Origin of the sequence: Roseomonas aeriglobus (assembly GCA_016937575.1) — a bacterium.
Taxonomy (GTDB): Bacteria; Pseudomonadota; Alphaproteobacteria; order Sphingomonadales; family Sphingomonadaceae; genus Sphingomonas; species Sphingomonas aerigloba.
Genome location: JAFHKN010000002.1, coordinates 1,593,503 through 1,609,150, shown reverse-complemented (window position 1 = coordinate 1,609,150; position 15,648 = coordinate 1,593,503). Strand labels below are relative to the sequence as shown.

The 15,648-nt window shown below is 65.5% G+C and carries 16 protein-coding genes and 1 tRNA gene; 15 read left to right on the top strand and 2 right to left on the bottom strand.

The window, feature by feature from the left end:
* The first annotated feature begins 31 nt into the window (after window positions 1-31).
* The 10 genes from uppS (at window position 32) to JW805_08050 (ending at window position 10,033) form a co-directional block, all read left to right on the top strand.
* A complete protein-coding gene (gene uppS, locus JW805_08095; protein MBN2971975.1) occupies window positions 32-700 on the top strand; it encodes a di-trans,poly-cis-decaprenylcistransferase in 669 nt (222 codons plus the stop codon).
* Window positions 700-1,476 carry a phosphatidate cytidylyltransferase gene (locus JW805_08090; protein MBN2971974.1) on the top strand — a complete coding sequence of 259 codons (777 nt, stop codon included), beginning with the start codon at window positions 700-702 and terminating at the stop codon, window positions 1,474-1,476. Before uppS ends, JW805_08090 begins: the two co-directional genes overlap by 1 nt.
* Window positions 1,473-2,630, top strand: coding sequence for a 1-deoxy-D-xylulose-5-phosphate reductoisomerase (locus JW805_08085; protein ID MBN2971973.1), 1,158 nt, complete (start codon window positions 1,473-1,475; stop codon window positions 2,628-2,630). The genes JW805_08090 and JW805_08085 overlap by 4 nt, the downstream gene beginning before the upstream one ends.
* Before the next feature lie 10 nt (window positions 2,631-2,640).
* Complete coding sequence (locus JW805_08080) at window positions 2,641-3,774, top strand: site-2 protease family protein (protein ID MBN2971972.1); 1,134 nt, start codon at window positions 2,641-2,643, stop codon at window positions 3,772-3,774.
* A 67-nt stretch (window positions 3,775-3,841) separates the two neighbouring features.
* The gene (gene bamA, locus JW805_08075; protein MBN2971971.1) at window positions 3,842-6,586 is read left to right on the top strand and encodes an outer membrane protein assembly factor BamA; all 2,745 of its coding nucleotides are present in this window, start codon (window positions 3,842-3,844) and stop codon (window positions 6,584-6,586) included.
* Window positions 6,586-7,212, top strand: coding sequence for an OmpH family outer membrane protein (locus JW805_08070; GenBank protein MBN2971970.1), 627 nt, complete (start codon window positions 6,586-6,588; stop codon window positions 7,210-7,212). Before bamA ends, JW805_08070 begins: the two co-directional genes overlap by 1 nt.
* Entirely contained in the window at window positions 7,209-7,688 is a 480-nt protein-coding gene (fabZ, locus tag JW805_08065; protein MBN2971969.1) for a 3-hydroxyacyl-ACP dehydratase FabZ, read from the top strand. Before JW805_08070 ends, fabZ begins: the two co-directional genes overlap by 4 nt.
* A 190-nt stretch (window positions 7,689-7,878) precedes the next feature.
* Window positions 7,879-8,109: a 50S ribosomal protein L31 gene (gene rpmE, locus JW805_08060; GenBank protein MBN2971968.1), complete on the top strand. Its 231-nt coding sequence runs from the start codon at window positions 7,879-7,881 to the stop codon at window positions 8,107-8,109.
* 66 nt (window positions 8,110-8,175) lie between these two features.
* Window positions 8,176-8,511, top strand: coding sequence for a PilZ domain-containing protein (locus tag JW805_08055; protein MBN2971967.1), 336 nt, complete (start codon window positions 8,176-8,178; stop codon window positions 8,509-8,511).
* 241 nt (window positions 8,512-8,752) lie between these two features.
* On the top strand, window positions 8,753-10,033 hold the full coding sequence (locus JW805_08050) for an integrase family protein (protein MBN2971966.1): 1,281 nt from the start codon (window positions 8,753-8,755) through the stop codon (window positions 10,031-10,033).
* A 63-nt stretch (window positions 10,034-10,096) separates the two neighbouring features.
* Here the strand turns inward: JW805_08050 and JW805_08045 are convergent, their stop codons facing one another.
* Complete coding sequence (locus JW805_08045) at window positions 10,097-10,798, bottom strand: hypothetical protein (GenBank protein MBN2971965.1); 702 nt, start codon at window positions 10,796-10,798, stop codon at window positions 10,097-10,099.
* A gap of 46 nt (window positions 10,799-10,844) precedes the next feature.
* Window positions 10,845-10,917, bottom strand: a tRNA-Glu gene (locus JW805_08040).
* 312 nt (window positions 10,918-11,229) lie between these two features.
* Between JW805_08040 and JW805_08035 the strand changes: the two genes are divergently transcribed.
* The 5 genes from JW805_08035 to JW805_08015 all read left to right on the top strand — a co-directional run bounded on the left by JW805_08035 (window position 11,230) and on the right by JW805_08015 (window position 15,647).
* Window positions 11,230-11,508: a helix-turn-helix domain-containing protein gene (locus JW805_08035; protein MBN2971964.1), complete on the top strand. Its 279-nt coding sequence runs from the start codon at window positions 11,230-11,232 to the stop codon at window positions 11,506-11,508.
* A gap of 394 nt (window positions 11,509-11,902) precedes the next feature.
* Window positions 11,903-13,681, top strand: a complete 1,779-nt coding sequence (locus tag JW805_08030) for an AAA family ATPase (protein ID MBN2971963.1) — start codon at window positions 11,903-11,905, stop codon at window positions 13,679-13,681.
* A 330-nt stretch (window positions 13,682-14,011) separates the two neighbouring features.
* Window positions 14,012-14,728, top strand: coding sequence for a hypothetical protein (locus JW805_08025; GenBank protein MBN2971962.1), 717 nt, complete (start codon window positions 14,012-14,014; stop codon window positions 14,726-14,728).
* A gap of 23 nt (window positions 14,729-14,751) precedes the next feature.
* Complete coding sequence (locus tag JW805_08020) at window positions 14,752-15,276, top strand: hypothetical protein (protein MBN2971961.1); 525 nt, start codon at window positions 14,752-14,754, stop codon at window positions 15,274-15,276.
* Window positions 15,273-15,647 carry a hypothetical protein gene (locus JW805_08015; GenBank protein MBN2971960.1) on the top strand — a complete coding sequence of 125 codons (375 nt, stop codon included), beginning with the start codon at window positions 15,273-15,275 and terminating at the stop codon, window positions 15,645-15,647. The genes JW805_08020 and JW805_08015 overlap by 4 nt, the downstream gene beginning before the upstream one ends.
* The last annotated feature ends 1 nt before the right edge of the window (window position 15,648 follow it).

Here is a 15,648-nt window from a genome sequence, read left to right as displayed (position 1 = left end):
GACCCAACCGCCCCGCCACGTCGCGATCATCATGGACGGTAACGGGCGCTGGGCGAAGGCCCGGTTCCTGCCGCGCATCGCCGGTCACCGAAAGGGGGTCGAGGCGGTTCGCCGCGTAGCGCGGGCTGCGCGCGAGCAGGGCATCGAGGTCCTAACGCTTTACGCTTTTTCGAGCGAGAACTGGCGCCGCCCGGCCGAGGAAGTCAGCGACCTGATGGGCCTGCTCCGTCGGTTCATCCGCGACGACCTCGCGGAATTCCACCGCGAGGGTGTGCGCCTGCACGTCATCGGCGCCTATCGCGCGCTGGCGCCCGACCTGGTCGAACTGATCGACGACGCCGTGGCGCAGACCGCCGACAATCCCGGTCCGACCGTCGTCATCGCCCTGAATTATGGCGCGCAGGCCGAGATCGCAGCGGCCGCGCGGAACCTGGCGATCGCGTCGGCCGCGCGGGACCTTGATCCCGAGACGATCGACGAACGCCTGTTCGAAGGGGCGCTCCAGTCGGGCGCGCTGCCGCCGGTCGACCTGCTGATCCGCACGTCGGGCGAACAGCGACTGTCGAACTTCCTGCTGTGGCAGGCGGCATATGCCGAACTGCTTTTCGTCGACACGCTGTGGCCCGATTTCGACGGCGCCGCTCTGGCGGACGCGCTGGCGGCGTTCGCCACCCGGCAGCGTCGTTTCGGGGGGTTATGATGGGCGATCTCGCCAAGCGGACGATGTCGGGAATCGTCCTGATCGCCGTGGCGGCGGTCTGCCTCGTTCTCGGCGGCTTCGCTTTCTGGCTGCTGACCGTCGTCGCGGCCCTGTTGATGATGGCCGAATGGGTTTCGCTCCACACGCCCGGTGTCGCGCGCAACAAGCAGATTGCGCAATTCGCTCTGGTCATTCCGCTCGCCATCCTGGGGCCGCTCGCGGCGGGTCCGGGTTTCTTCGCGCTCGGTTTGATCGCTGGGGCGGCTTTCTTCATCGCGATCATCACGCGTAACGGTCAGCTCGGCTGGGGCGCGATCTACGTCGGCCTGCCGGTCCTCGCCCTGCTGCTCCTGCGCGGACAGCCGGGGCCGGTGGGGCTGTTGCTGGCGTTCTGGGCCATGGCGCTCGTGTGGGCGACCGATATCGGCGCCTATTTCGCCGGTCGCAGCATCGGCGGCCCGAAAATTGCGCCTGCGATCAGTCCCAGCAAGACTTGGGCGGGGCTCATCGGCGGGATGATCGCGGCGACGCTTTTCGCCTTTGCGCTCCATGTCTGGGCCGGGTTGCCCTTCCGCCTGGTGATGTGGACGCCTCTGCTGGCGGTCCTCGCGCAAGCCGGCGACTTTTATGAAAGCTGGCTGAAGCGGCGGGCGGGCGTGAAGGATTCGGGCACGCTGCTGCCGGGTCACGGTGGCGTCATGGACCGATTGGACGGCCTCGTCCCCGTGGCGCCCGTGGCCGCCATTCTCGTGGAGTTGCCGAAATGGCTGGGATGAAGAGCGTCACGATCCTCGGGGCGACCGGATCGGTCGGCACCTCGACGCTCGACCTGATCGAGCGCGCGCCCGAGGATTTCCGCGTCGTCGCGCTGACCGCGAATTGCGACGTTGCCAAGCTTGCCGCCGCCGCCCGGCGCACCCGGGCCGAAGTGGCCGTGGTTGCGGACGAAAGCTGCCTTCCCGACCTTCGTGCCGCGCTTGCCGACACCGATACGCGCGCGGCCGGCGGTGCGCAGGCGGTCGCCGAAGCCGCTGGGATGGGCGCCGACTGGACGATGGCAGCGATCGTCGGCTGTGCGGGACTGAAGCCCGTGATGGCGGCGATCGAGCAGGGTAGGGCAGTCGCGCTGGCCAACAAGGAGGCGCTCGTCTCGGCCGGTGACGTGATGACGGCGGCGGTCGCCCGCACCGGCGCGACGCTGCTGCCGGTCGATTCCGAACATAATGCGATCTTCCAGTGCCTGGAGCCCGCAAACCGAGACCGTGTCCGCCGCGTCATCCTGACCGCGAGCGGCGGCCCGTTTCGCGAACGCTCGCTCGATGAGATGCGTGGCATCACGCCGGCGCAGGCCGTCGCGCATCCGAATTGGTCGATGGGCGCGAAGATCTCTGTCGATTCGGCGACGATGATGAACAAGGGGCTCGAGCTGATCGAGGCCAGGCATCTGTTCGCGCTCCGGCCCGACCAGCTCGACGTGCTGGTCCACCGCCAGTCGGTCATTCACAGCCTGGTCGAATATGTCGACGGCTCGCTGCTCGCGCAGCTGGGGCCGCCCGACATGCGCGTGCCGATTGCGCATGCCCTCGCCTGGCCCGACCGGATGGCGACGCCGATGGCGCCGCTCGACCTCGCCGCCATCGGCAGGCTCGATTTCGAAGCGGCGGAGATGGTCCGCTTCCCCGCTCTCGCGCTGGCGCGTGCGGCGCTGGAGGCGGGCGGGGCGCGTCCGGCCATCCTGAATGCGGCGAACGAGGTCGCCGTGGCCGCTTTCCTGGCCGGCAAAATCGGCTTTCTTGAAATTGCCGCAATCGTGGCGGATACGCTTGGGTCATACGATCCGGGAGCGCCGGACAGCCTTGATCTCGTGCTGGACGTCGACGCGGGGGCGCGACGGGTCGCAGGGGATCGCGTGATGGCGAAAGCCGCTTAGGATTGGCCGTGTGACAGAAGCTCCCGGATTTTTTCTCTACGTCGGTGCCTTTCTCCTGCTGCTCGGGCCGCTCGTGTTCATCCACGAATTCGGCCACTACATCGCCGGCCGCTGGTTCGGCGTGAAGGCGGAGGAGTTTTCGATCGGCTTTGGCCGCGAGGTCGCCGGGTTCACCGACAAACGCGGCACCCGCTGGAAGTTCGGTTGGCTGCCACTTGGCGGCTACGTCAAGTTCGCCGGCGACATGAACCCGGCGTCGCAGCCGTCGGCCGAATGGCTGCAACTGCCGCCTTCGGAACGCGCCAAAACCTTCCAGGCCAAGCCGCTCTGGCAGCGTGCGATCATCGTCGCGGCGGGGCCGTTCATCAATCTCGCGCTCGCCGTGCTGATCCTGGGCGGTTTCGCTCTCGCATACGGCCAGAGCACGACGCCGCCGGTCGTCGGCGTGATCCAGCCCGGCAGTGCGGCGGCGCAGGCCGGCCTGCGGCCGGGCGACCGGATTGTCGAGATCGGCGACAAGAGCGTCGACCGGTTCGACGACCTGCGCATGTATGCGGCGATGCGCCCGGGCGAGACGGTGACCGTGGACATCGTCCGCGACGGCCGCCCCGTGGCGCTCCCGTTGACGATCGGGACGCTGCGCGAGGGCGATCGGTTCGGCAACACCTACAAGGTTGGGCGAATCGGCATCGGTCCTGCCGCGCCGATATGGTCACCGGTGTCGCTGGTGCAGGCCCCGGTCGTGGGTGTTCAGCGCACGGGCGAGATCCTGGGGATGATGGTCGATACCATCGGTCAGATCGTGACCGGGCGACGGTCGCTGCAGGAACTGGGCGGGCCGCTCAAGATCGCGCAGGTCTCCGGCGAGCAGCTGACCCTCGGCTGGCCCGAATTCGTCTCGCTGATGGCGCTCATCTCGATTAATCTCGGATTCATCAACCTGTTGCCAGTTCCTGTTCTCGACGGGGGGCATTTGATGTTTTACGCGGTCGAGGCCGTTCGTCGTCGGCCGGTCAGCCCGCAAGCCATGGAATGGGCGTTCCGAGGCGGACTGGCAGCGATCCTGGCGTTGATGGTATTGGTGACCATCAACGATCTGGGGGCGTTCGGGCTGTGGCGGGGAATCGCCGGCTTGATCGGCTGACCCGCATGGGGCAGGGCGACGGACGACTTGCCGTCGAGCAGATTTTTTTTCCGACTGGGGTGGATACGTGACTTCGAACAAGCGCTCGACAGCTTCGGTGCGTGGCGCCGCTGCGCTGCTGACCGGCACCATCCTGGCCGGCGTACCCGCGCTCGCCCAGGCTCAGACCGTCTCGGCCCCGCCGGCCGCTTCGGCACCCGCTGATGTTACCGCGCCGGCAGTGACCCGGACGATCCGGTCGCTCCGCGTCGAAGGCTCGCAGCGCGTCGAGCCTGATACGATCCTCAGCTACACCAAGCTGCGGATCGGCCAGGACTATACCAACGAGACGATCGACCAGGCGATCAAGGACCTGCTGGCGTCCGACCTGCTCGCCGACGTGTCGATCGCGGGCGTCGAGACCGGTGACCTGGTCGTGCGGGTGCGCGAGAACCCGATCATCAACCGCGTCGTGCTGGAAGGCAACAAGCGGCTGAAGAACGACAAGATCGAGAAGGAGCTGAAGCTCAAGCCGCGGCAGATCTTCACGCGCACCGCGGTTCGCGCCGACGTCGCGCGCATCGTCGAGCTGTATCGCCGCCAAGGTCGCTTCGCCGCCGTCGTCGAACCGAAAATGGTCAGTCTCGACCAGAACCGCGTCGACGTGATCTTCGAAATCCGCGAAGGACCGAAGTCGAAGGTTCGCCAGATCAACATCATCGGCAACGAGGTGTTCAAGGACAGCGAACTCAAGAAGGAGATGTACACGAAGCAGGCGAGTCTGATGACCGTGCTGTCGTCGAACACCTCCTACGACCAGGATCGTCTCGCGGCTGACCAGCAGAAGCTGCGCGGCTTCTACCTGACGCAGGGCTATGCCGACTTCCGCGTGATCTCCGCGGTCGCCGAGCTCACGCCGGACAAGCGCGACTTCATCATCACTTATGTGGTCGAGGAAGGCCCGCGCTATAAGTTCGGCGACGTAACCGTCGACAGCGACATCCGCGACTTCAGCGATGCCGCGCTGGCCGCTTCGCTGCCGATGAAGAAGGGCGACTGGTACGATGCGAAGAAGGTCGAGGATTCGGTCGAATCCCTGAGCGAAGCCTCGGGCCTGTTCGGCTATGCGTTCGCGGAGGTGGAACCCGAGTTCCAGCGCAGCCGCGAAAATCTGACGATGACGATCAACTTCCACATCAAGGAAGCCAATCGGACCTACATCGAAAAGATCGACATCACCGGCAACACGCAGACGCAGGATCGCGTGATCCGCCGCGAAATGCGTCTGGCCGAAGGCGACGCGTTCAACACCTTCCTGGTCAAGCGGTCGACCGACCGCATCAATTCGCTCGGCTATTTCCAGGACAAGTTCGAGATCGAGCAGAAGCCCGGCTCGACCCCGGACCGCATCGCGCTCAATGCCAATGTCGAGGAACGCGCGACCGGCGAATTGTCGCTGTCGGCGGGCTTCTCGAGCCTCGAGCGGTTCATCATCCAGGCGTCGATCCGCCAGCGCAACTTCCGCGGCAAGGGACAGGACCTGCGCGCCTCGGTCAATTATTCGAGCTATTCGAAGGCGATCGAGCTGGGCTTCACCGAGCCGTATCTGTTCGACAAGAACATCGCGCTGGGTGCGACGATCTTCCGGCGCGATCTGAACGCGTTCAACTTCACCGTCAGCGGTGACCGCAATACGACCTATTCGCAGGTGTCGACCGGCTTCCAGCTGGCGACCGGCGTCCCGCTGACCGAATTCTGGACGCTGTCGGGCCGGTACAATCTGTCGCAGGACAACGTCAGCCTCGATCAGGCGTCCTATTTCTCGAACGGGGTCTGCATCGCCGGCCGCTATCTGTGCGAGGCGATCGGCAACCGGCTGACGTCGTCGATCGGTCTCGGCCTCAGCTTCGACAGTCTCAACAGCCGCCTGCGCCCGACGCGCGGCCAGCGCGTGTCGCTCTCGGGCGACTTCGCTGGTCTGGGCGGCCAGGTGCGGTATCTGCGCGGCGTTGCGAATGCCGCGAAATACTGGGGTCTCGGTCGCAGCGGTTTCATCTTCTCGGCGACGGCAGAGGGCGGTTACATCCACAGTCTGGAAAAAAGCCGCGGCCCGGGCATCGATCCGGTGCGCATCGTCGACCGCTTCTACCTGGGTGAGCCGCAGTTCCGTGGCTTCGACATCCGCGGCGTCGGCCCGCGCATCCAGAGCATCCCCTATACCGGGACGGCGGCGGGTGGTGACCAGGCGCTGGTTACCGACCGCAACCAGATCATCGACGATGCGCTGGGCGGCCGGGCCTATTACCTCACCAAGGCAGAACTCGAGATTCCGCTGGGCGCCGGTGCACGCGAAATGGGCCTGCGCCCGTCGATCTTCGTCCAGGCCGGTGCACTGTTCGGGGTCACGCGCCCGCTGCCGACAAACAATTATCCGCAGGCGCGCAATGCCGATGGATCGCTGCGGTTCAACGCCGATGGGTCGCCCACGCTGCTGGGCCTGACGACCTATGTGAAGGACGACCAGGGTCGCCAGATCTACGAATTCACGACCGATACAGGTGCGGTGGGCTACACCACCTGCGCGGTCGGGTCCGCGGCGACGACGGGTGGTCCGTGCGTGGGCTCGCAGATCAACACGCCGTCGCTCAGCACCTCGACGCCCATCTTCGAACGCTTCGTCGGCGACTCGGCGCGCCCGCGCCTGTCGATCGGCATCGGCGTCAACTGGAACTCCCCGTTCGGTCCCCTCCGCATCGACCTTGCCAAGGCGCTGCTGAAGGAGCCGGGCGACGACACCAAGCTTCTCACCTTCAACGTAGGGACTCAGTTCTGATGAAGACCGTTTTTGCCACCGCCCTGTTCGCCGCGACGGCGATGACCCCGACGCTGGCCGCCGCGCAGGCGCTGCCCGACGCGAAGATCGCCGTCGTCGATTCGGACCGGATCTTTGCCGAATGCACCGCGTGCCGGGCGGCCAACACCCAGCTGCAGGCGCAGCGTAACCAGTTGCAGACGCTGGCTCAGCAGCTCGGAACGCCGCTGCAGACCGAAGCGCAGTCGCTGCAGACCGCGGTGAACGCCGTCAAGGGCACCCCGGACGCCGCGCTCCAGACCCGCATCAACGCGTTCCAGACGCGCCAGCAGCAGGCACAGCAGCAGGTCGCGACGCAGGAGCAGACGTTCCAGCGTAACGTCGCCTATGTCCGCCAGCAGATCGGCGAGCGCCTGGGCCCGGTGATCACGCAGGTCGCGACCCAGCGCGGCGCGACGATCGCGGTCGACAAGAACAACACCTTCTACAACGCCCCCGCGGTCGAGATCACCGACGCCGTGCTCGCGGCGCTGAACGCGGCGCTGCCGTCGGTCAGCGTGACCGCCCCGGCGCAGGCTGCCCCCGCAACGACCGCGCCGGCCGCGACGCCGACCCCGGCCCCGACCCGGCCTGCCACCGGCCGATGAGTGACGGCGCGGACTCGGCCGTGACCGCGATTGGCCCGCTCGATACCGCGCGGGTCATGGCGGCGCTGCCGCATCGCTATCCGATGCTGCTGGTCGACCGCGTCGAGGAACTGATCCTCGACCGGTCGATCGCGGCGATCAAGGCGGTGACGATCAACGAAGGCTTCTTCCAGGGGCATTTCCCCGGCCGTCCGATCATGCCGGGCGTGCTGATCGTCGAGGCGCTGGCGCAGGCCGCCGGCGTGCTGGCGGTCGAGAGCCTGGGCCTCGCCGGCACCGGCAAGCTGGTGTATTTCATGTCGATCGACGGCGTGAAGTTTCGCAAGCCGGTCGAACCGGGCGTACTGCTGCGCCTTGAGGTCGAGTTCGTCCAGAAGCGTGCGCGTGTCTGCAAGTTTGCCGGCAAGGCGAAGATCGACGGCGAACTGGCGGCGGAATGCGAATTCACCGCGATGATCGCGGATCCGCCCGCCTGAGCGAGCGGCGTTGCGCCGGCCATGCCGGCGAACGGCCGCGGTGCGCAGCACGGTCAGGCGACCGAGGACGCGGCGTCGCCGCGGCGCGCCTCGCCAGACCGAGCAAAACTTTGACTTTCCCCCCGGCGCGCCCTATGCGCGCGCCTTCCTTTCAGGCTGGTCGGAACCAGCCACGTACCGGAGCAAGACCATGAAGGCCGATACCCATCCCGATTACCACATGATCAAGATTCAGATGACCGACGGCACCGTCTTCGAGACCCGCTCGACCTGGGGCAAGGAAGGCGACACGATGCAGCTGGACATCGATCCGCTGGCGCATCCGGCCTGGACCGGTGGCCGTGGTCAGGTGCTCGATTCGGGCGGCCAGGTCGCACGCTTTAACAAGCGTTTCGGTGGCCTTACGCTCGGAAAGAAGTAAGCACGCTACGAGAGGACGGGCGAAAGTCAACGCGACGTTAACCGTCGCGTGGCACAAGGGCGTCGCATGATGACGCCAAATGAGCCCGTCCTCTTCAACGCCGAATTTGAACCGGCCGTCTCGAACGACCGGCGCCGGACGCCCCGCGCCCCGGTATCACTCGATGCGAAGATCGGCCGCGGCGGCCTCGACCGGACGCTGTGCAAGGTCACCGACCTGTCGATCCATGGCGCCCGGATCCAGACCTATTCCGCGCTCAAAAAAGGCTCGCTGATCTGGCTGACGCTGCCGATCATCGGCCCTGTCGTCGCCACGGTTCGCTGGTCCGACGATTTCGAAGCCGGCTGCGAGTTTCAGGAACCGATCGAGCGCGATCTCTTCGATACACTTGTCGGCAAATGATGCACGCGCGTCGGTGATCCAACGCCCAAGGTGATGGCGGAGAGAGTGGGATTCGAACCCACGGTGAGCTTCCACCCACGGCGGTTTTCAAGTTTCCCGGCGGCCAGCTTTAGACACCTTTACGTAGCCATTCATAAGCATACGAATGGCTGATTTCTGAGAAGAATCACCCCCGAGACGTTTGTTGTAGGTTGAGGTAGCTTTACTCCATCAGCTTACGAACACGTTATGGGGAAGCGCGATGACTACACAGCCGAAGCGGGCGAAACTGACCAAGGGCTACGTCGATAAGATCGGCCCCGGCCCCAAGGACGAGTTCCACTGGGACACCGATGTGAAAGGGTTCGGCGTGCGCGTCACGCCGCGGGGCAAGCTGACCTTCATCGTGCAGGGTAGGGTGGAGAACACCGACGCCACGCCCCGAATCACCATCGGCCCCTACGGCGTCTTCACGGTGGACCAAGCGCGCGAGCAGGCGCGGGAGCACCTGCGCACGATGCGCCAGGGCATCGATCCGCGCGACCTCAAGAAGCAGGACGCCGCGCTGGCCGTCACGCTCCGCACCGTCGCAGACGCCTACGTGGACCGACCGGGCAAGCTGAAGGCCAGCAGCCGCAGCGCCATCACACGGCACGTCACCACCACGTTCGCGGACTGGGCAGACAAGCCGATCCTCTCGATCACCGAGGACATGTGCAAGGCGCGCTACCGCAAGATGCTCACGGAGGGGCTGCGCGGGAAGAAGGGAGCGCCAGGGCAGGCCAACCAGGGCTTCTCCGTCTTGGGGGCGCTGATCAACTATGCAGGTCGCCAGTACCGGCGCGGCGACGGGACGCCGCTGATCGCGCACAACCCCGTCGGGGTGCTCAAGGACGATCGCGTGCGGCTCAAGGCGCGCACCAGCCGCGTGCTGGACAACAAGGTGGGCGCGGCCTGGCTGGCGCTGCGGCAGTGGCGGGCGGTGGCCCACAACCGCGACACCGCCTCCAGCATCGACCGCGTGCGCTTCCTCTTTCTCACGGGCCTACGCATCGGTGAGGCGTCGTCGCTCAAGTGGGATCAGGTGCATCTGGACGACGGGTGGTTCCACCTACCGAACCCCAAGAACGGCAACCCCGTGTCGATGCCGCTCGCTGCCCAGGCCGTGGAGCTGCTTCGTGCCCGGCCACGGGTCGAGGGCAACCCCTACGTCTTCCCCTCTTGGGGCAAGGCGGGCCACATCAAGGACCCCCGCGACCTCATGCGCAAGCTGAGCGAGGTCGCAGGCAACAAGGTCACGCCTCACGACGTGAGGCGCACATACACGAACGTCGCCCTGCGGCAGTGCCGAGTTGAGAAATTCAGGGTCGACCTGCTGACGAACCACATCACGCGCGACGTCACCGCCGAGCACTACTTCGACACGACGAACCTCCAGTGGCTCCAGCCCGAGGCCGACATGGTGGGCGACTGGCTGGATCAGCAGGCCGCGGTCGCCGAGTCCCAGGCCAGCGGCGCGAACGTGGTTGCGCTCCGGGCATAATGCCAGTGTGGCGCCGGCACCTGACCAGTTGCTCGGTAGCAGGTGGCGCTTCAGCCTAAACTATCAAGCTCCATTTGCTGGCACCTTTCTACGAAGTGCCTCGCGCTTTGCAGCGAGTGTCCAAAGCGCGGATCGTTGAGCAAAGCCTTCTAGTGCTGCCAACTGTGGCCAGTAGTCACGTGCGAATGTACGCTCCGGAGATTCGATCAAGCTTTCGACAATCGCCGCAAGCATCTCATGCCCTCCGTGCCAGCGATCAATCTGGACTATGTCGAGCGCGACCATGGCGGCCGTCAAGTCGGCGTTCACGGCAGTGTTATGCCGATTGAGTGCGACCTCCCACTGTCCATGGGCTACCTTGTTACGCAGGAGAGCAGGATCTGAGACGTAGGTCTTGATGTGCCGCAGGATTGACTGCCTCGCGTTCGGCACGAAGCCGCTCCGCTGAGCAGGAACTTTCTTCAATCCTAAATCAACGGCTTTGATCCATGCATCCGCCAAGCTTTGTGCGGACCACACTCGCTTCACTTCGGCTATTTCGGTGAGGGTGAATCCATGAGGTGTATGCAAAACCTTTGAAAAGTTTGCCTCCGCCCAAGAGCAGAATGTTTGCGCAAACACTTTTGTATGAACGCTAGCCTGAGCGTCATTACCTTTCCGCAGTCCGTCATTAACGGCCCGGCGAATCTGTCTGATAGCACCCTTAAGCGCTCGACCGTTCGCAACTTGTGCGTTGAAGATGGTAAGGCGAGTTGCGTTGTCCATCCACCATACAAATCCGGGCTGCCGAAAGAAGTCAATTCTGGCTTCTTTCGGCAGCCCGGAATCGAACCGGGATTTCCTCGACCGAAATCGAGACGTCCTACCATATTGGACGACCACCGCACATACTGCGAGAAACCGCCTTACCCGCGGAATTGCAGAATTGCAATAGCGGAGATGCAACCGCTGCTGCGCCATTGATCCAAAAAAGCCTCTTGCTTGATGCAAACGGGCTCACGTAAACCTGCACACAGCCTTGGTTTACAGGGTCGGCGCTGCTGGGCGCGCCCCCACGAGGGAAGTTCCAGAAAACGGAGCCGGTGGAGTAAGGGTGAGATTCCCCCAGGACCCGGACACTGCCAGGGGGGCATGCGGCCTCGCTTGGTGCTGGTGTCCACAGCGTACATGCAAATGCTTGTCGCGGGGTCACCGCCATGTCCGAATCCGTTCGTCTGAACGACCTGCTCGATAACGAGCAAACCTCCACGCTGCTCGGCATCAAGCCGAACACCCTCGAAATCTGGCGCTGCAAAGGCAAAGGACCGCGCTTCATCAAGCTCGGAACCGAGAAGCAATCACCGATACGATATTGGCGCACCGACGTAGCCGACTGGATCGAGCGTCAATCGTTCGCCAGCACGAGCGAGTACAGCCCCGCTGCGCAGACCTCCATGAAATCACTTAACCGCTCGTCTGCCGACGCAGGCTGCTGAGGATGTGCGTCGATTTGCGCGCACCCAGTCCAGCGGAAGCAGACCATAAGCAACTCATAGAAAAGCGGCGGGACGCGCCAACATCCCGCCGCCTGGAGCACTTCAAGCAATGAACGCTATACTACAGGGCGGCGCTCAGCCGCAACCCGACCAGCACCAGCACCAGCGCTGGCAGCGCATCCCCGCAGAGCTACGCCAACGTCCGCAGTGGGCGCTCGCGGCTCCGGGCGATAAGCGACCCCTGACGACCGCTGGTCGCCCCTCGAGCAGCACGGACCCGGCGACCTGGGTGGACTTCGATGCCGCCTGCCGCGCAGCGGCAGAGCGCGGCGACGGATGGCACGTCGGCTTCATGCTCCACTAGGGCGATCCGCTTTGCTGCATCGACCTCGACGTGAAGGATGGCACGTCTGCTGAGGACCTGGAACGCTTCGGGAGCATAATCAACGCGGCGGACAGCTACACTGAACATTCCCGGTCGGGACGAGGGTGGCACGTCTGGGTGCGAGCCGAGGTGGGGCCAGGGCGCAGGCGCGACGGTGTTGAGGTATATTCCCAGGAGCGCTTCATCATCTGCACTGGTGACGTGGTGCGCGATCAACCAGTCGCCGACCGGCAAGCCCTCGTCACCAACATGGTGGGGCAGATGGAGCCGCCAGCGCCCGACATCCTGCTCACCGGTGAGGACCAGCCTAACCACGAACTAGCGTCGCTCGCGCGTGCGGACGGTGGGGCGCTCGGGCGACTCTTTCGGGGAGAGGGCCTCGAACGGTACGAATCCCAGTCTGAGGCCGACCTTGCGCTTGTGATGCTGCTGCTGCCGCGGACTAGTTCCCTTCGCGAGTGTTGGGCGACCTTCCGACTGTCAGCCCTCGGGCAGCGGGCCAAGGCGGGCCGACCCGACTACATGCGGAGCACGCTGGCGGTTGCCGCCGCGCGGGTTACGGAGCAGGCCGAGCAGTCGCGACGCGGTGCTGAAATCGCCGCGGGCCTTGTGGCGACGATGCGGCCGGAGGCGGGCGGACTGCCTGCGCCGCCTCCGCTCCGCCTTCTGGTGGACAGCGACCTCGACGCACTGCCGAAGCTGCGTTGGCTGGTGAAGGGCATCATTCCCGACGCCGGGATCGGCGCGATCTATGGAGCGTCTGGCACCTTCAAGTCGTTCCTCATCTTCGATCTGCTTTCACACATTTCAAATGGACTTGAATGGTTCGGTCATCGGGTGAAGGCCGCCCCGGCCGTCTACGTGCCGTTTGAGGGTCAGGGCGGCGTTCCCAACCGCGTCAGGGCGTGGCGCACCGCACAGACGGCCAAACGCTACCCCGACAACCTCGCGACATTTGAACCGGATAACGACATCCGCTCGCACGTAGCCGTTATCATGGAGCCCTTAAACCTGCGCGAACAGGCTGACCGCGAGAGGCTGGTCTCGGGGCTGAAAGCACAAGGCTGGGCGGGGGGCGTCTTGTGCATCGACACGCTGGCACATGCGTCAGCTGGGATCGAGGAGAACAGCAGTGCGATGGGAGAGATGATCTCAATCTTCCGCGAGCTTCAGCAGCAGCTCGGCGGTGTGATCCTGCTCGTGCACCACAGCGGCAAGGACGAGACGAAGGGGATGCGCGGCTGGTCAGGGCTGCACGCCGCCATGGACTTCGTCGTGGAGTGCCAGAAGGAAGGCGACCCGGCCGAGAGGATGGCGAGCTTCCGACTGGCGAAGGTGAAGGACGGTACCACCGGCACGAGCTTCCCCTTCCAGATGCAGTTGGTACACATCGGCGTCGATGAGGACGGGGACCCCATCACCTCGCTGACGCTGCGTCGGGCGGTGCCGGGGGAGAAGCCGGAGCATCCGTTCCAGACCAACAAGGGCGGAAAGGGGACGAAGGCCGCCCTCCGCGAGATCGATGCGCTGACTTCGCAGCTCGACGACAACTTCGTTCTGAAGTGGGCTCGCGAGCAGGTGCAGGCTGGCGCATTCCCGAGCAAGAACAGCCTGAAGGCACAGCTCGGCGAGATGAAGGCGACTGGGTATGCCATCACGCAGGACCGCGTGCTCGGGGCCGTCGAGCGCTTGTTCGCGAAACGCAAGCTGACGCACGAGCCGAAGTCGCCGAACGGCAACCCGTGGCTGCGTCCAGAGGAGGCAGCGCCGGAGGGTTCGCCAGCGTAGCGGGGGTTCGCTGGGGGTTCGCTGGTGGGTTAGCTAGCGAACCCCGACAGCCCTGGGCCGCCCTGGCGAACTAGGGTTCGCCGGTAGGGTGTAAGCCCTTAAGGTAGCGAACCCCACCAACCAACCCACCCCCACCACACCGTGCGCCGCCTGGCGTGCGTGGGGGTTCGCTGGCGCGCTGCGCCATCCTTCCAGTCTCTCGCGGGGTCGCTCCGACAAACAACGAAACTGCCGGAACATGATGCTAAGTCACTGTGATGTAACAGGAAAACAGCGAGACAACAGTTTGGGTGGCGCGTACCGTAAGCGGGTTCAATCAGGGAGCCCCCCATGTCCATCAAGCTCGACAACCGCGTCACGCCCAGCCTCCACCCCGCCAACGTGACCAATCTCCCCGGCTACGACGACGCCACCAAGGGGTACGTCTCGGGGGCAGAGCGCGCTCTCAAGGAGGCGTACGAAGGCGTCGCCGCCGTGTTCGATGCAGGCGAGGCGGTGAAGCGCGACCTGTCGCTGACCGAGGCCGGTCGCACCATCAAGGTGGACGACATGGCGCAGCGCGTCTTCAAGAAGTGCGCGGCCTTGTTCGACACCGAGCACTCCAACCTGTCGAAGGGCATCGCGCAGATCGAGGAGAAGCTGAACGCGTCCGTCAACGCGCGTGCGGCCCACCCCATCGCAGCCGAGATACGCGCCTACATCCGGGGGATGCCGGCGTCTGACCGACCGGGCTTCGTGTTCGCTGCCATCACGCGCGGCGACTTGGTCACCGCCGAGGCCGCGCTGGCCGGTCCCTCGTACCTCTGCGGATTGACGCCCGAGGGCCACGCGGCGCTGCTGCGCAAGTACCACGAGCAGGCGGCGCCGGAGGAGGCCGCCAAGCTGGCGGTGATGCAGGGCGCGCTCAAGCTGCTCGGCAACCGCGGAGGCATGATGTTCACCGCGCTCGAGTCCGCCGTCGGCGCGAAGCCGCACGAGGTTCAGGCGCTCCGTGCCGCCAAGGCCCGCGCCGACAAGGCGCTCACCGTCGGACTGATCCAGAGCTGATCTGAACAGGGGGAGCCAGCGCAGTGAGCGAGGCACATACCTACTACCCGCCGCCCTGGCTGGACGGTGCCCAGGCGGCGGTGTCGCTGCCCGTCCAGCCGCAGCCGGGGCCGCAGCCCCCGGAACTGCCCAAGCCCGCCAGCCGCGCCTGGACGCCGGGTATGCGCAGCCCGAACCCGGCTGGCCGTCCGCGGGGCATCGTCGACAAGCGGGCCAAGATCGCCCAGCGGATGCTGGCCGACGCGGAGTCCATCGTCTCGGCCCTGGTCGAGCGGGCGCTGGAGGGGGAGGTCGGCGCGGCCTCGCTGATCCTCGCCCGCGTGCTGCCCGCGCTGCGCTCCCAGGTCGAGAAGGTGACCTTCGACTTCGATCCGCAGGCTCCGGTCGCCACCCAGGTCGAGCAGGTCTTGGCCGCCATCGCGGGCGGCGTCGTCGCCCCCGACGTGGGTCGCCAGATCATCGAGGCAATCGGGGCGCTCGCGTCCATCCGCGCGACCGAGGAGCTGGAGGCGCGCCTGACGGCGCTGGAGCAGGACAGAAGGGCATGACCTATGCGTCTTGGGAGCCGCGCCATCGCTGCACGACAGTGGCCCCCGGCAAGCTTGACCTATTCGTGCTGACGCTCGTGGACGGCAGGCGCGCCGCGGTAGACCCGATCACCGACTACGACGCCGCCCTGGCGCGCGCACGGGCCTTCCACCGCGATCACCCGTGCCAGATCAAGGTGCTGCCGATGACGGGCGACGAGCTGTTCAACCTGCTCAGCATCACCCGGCCCGAGCAACCCCAGCCATTCGACGCCGAGCTGCACCGGACCACGGTCGACAGGCTCTGGCAGATCGTGCGCGACAGCCCTGACCACGAAGCGCGTGCTGACGCCCTGGCGCTGCTGACCGACATGGGCGTGGTCAGGGCGTAGC

What these genes read in the sequence shown, in the direction of transcription:
- uppS (MBN2971975.1), top strand. Translation starts at nt 32, where the DNA reads ATGGACGGTAACGGGCGCTGGGCGAAGGCCCGGTTCCTGCCGCGCATC.
- JW805_08090 (MBN2971974.1), top strand. Translation starts at nt 700, where the DNA reads ATGGGCGATCTCGCCAAGCGGACGATGTCGGGAATCGTCCTGATCGCC.
- JW805_08085 (MBN2971973.1), top strand. Translation starts at nt 1,473, where the DNA reads ATGAAGAGCGTCACGATCCTCGGGGCGACCGGATCGGTCGGCACCTCG.
- JW805_08070 (MBN2971970.1), top strand. Translation starts at nt 6,586, where the DNA reads ATGAAGACCGTTTTTGCCACCGCCCTGTTCGCCGCGACGGCGATGACC.
- fabZ (MBN2971969.1), top strand. Translation starts at nt 7,209, where the DNA reads ATGAGTGACGGCGCGGACTCGGCCGTGACCGCGATTGGCCCGCTCGAT.
- rpmE (MBN2971968.1), top strand. Translation starts at nt 7,879, where the DNA reads ATGAAGGCCGATACCCATCCCGATTACCACATGATCAAGATTCAGATG.
- JW805_08055 (MBN2971967.1), top strand. Translation starts at nt 8,176, where the DNA reads ATGATGACGCCAAATGAGCCCGTCCTCTTCAACGCCGAATTTGAACCG.
- JW805_08050 (MBN2971966.1), top strand. Translation starts at nt 8,753, where the DNA reads ATGACTACACAGCCGAAGCGGGCGAAACTGACCAAGGGCTACGTCGAT.
- JW805_08045 (MBN2971965.1), bottom strand. Translation starts at nt 10,798, where the DNA reads ATGGACAACGCAACTCGCCTTACCATCTTCAACGCACAAGTTGCGAAC.
- JW805_08035 (MBN2971964.1), top strand. Translation starts at nt 11,230, where the DNA reads ATGTCCGAATCCGTTCGTCTGAACGACCTGCTCGATAACGAGCAAACC.
- JW805_08025 (MBN2971962.1), top strand. Translation starts at nt 14,012, where the DNA reads ATGTCCATCAAGCTCGACAACCGCGTCACGCCCAGCCTCCACCCCGCC.
- JW805_08015 (MBN2971960.1), top strand. Translation starts at nt 15,273, where the DNA reads ATGACCTATGCGTCTTGGGAGCCGCGCCATCGCTGCACGACAGTGGCC.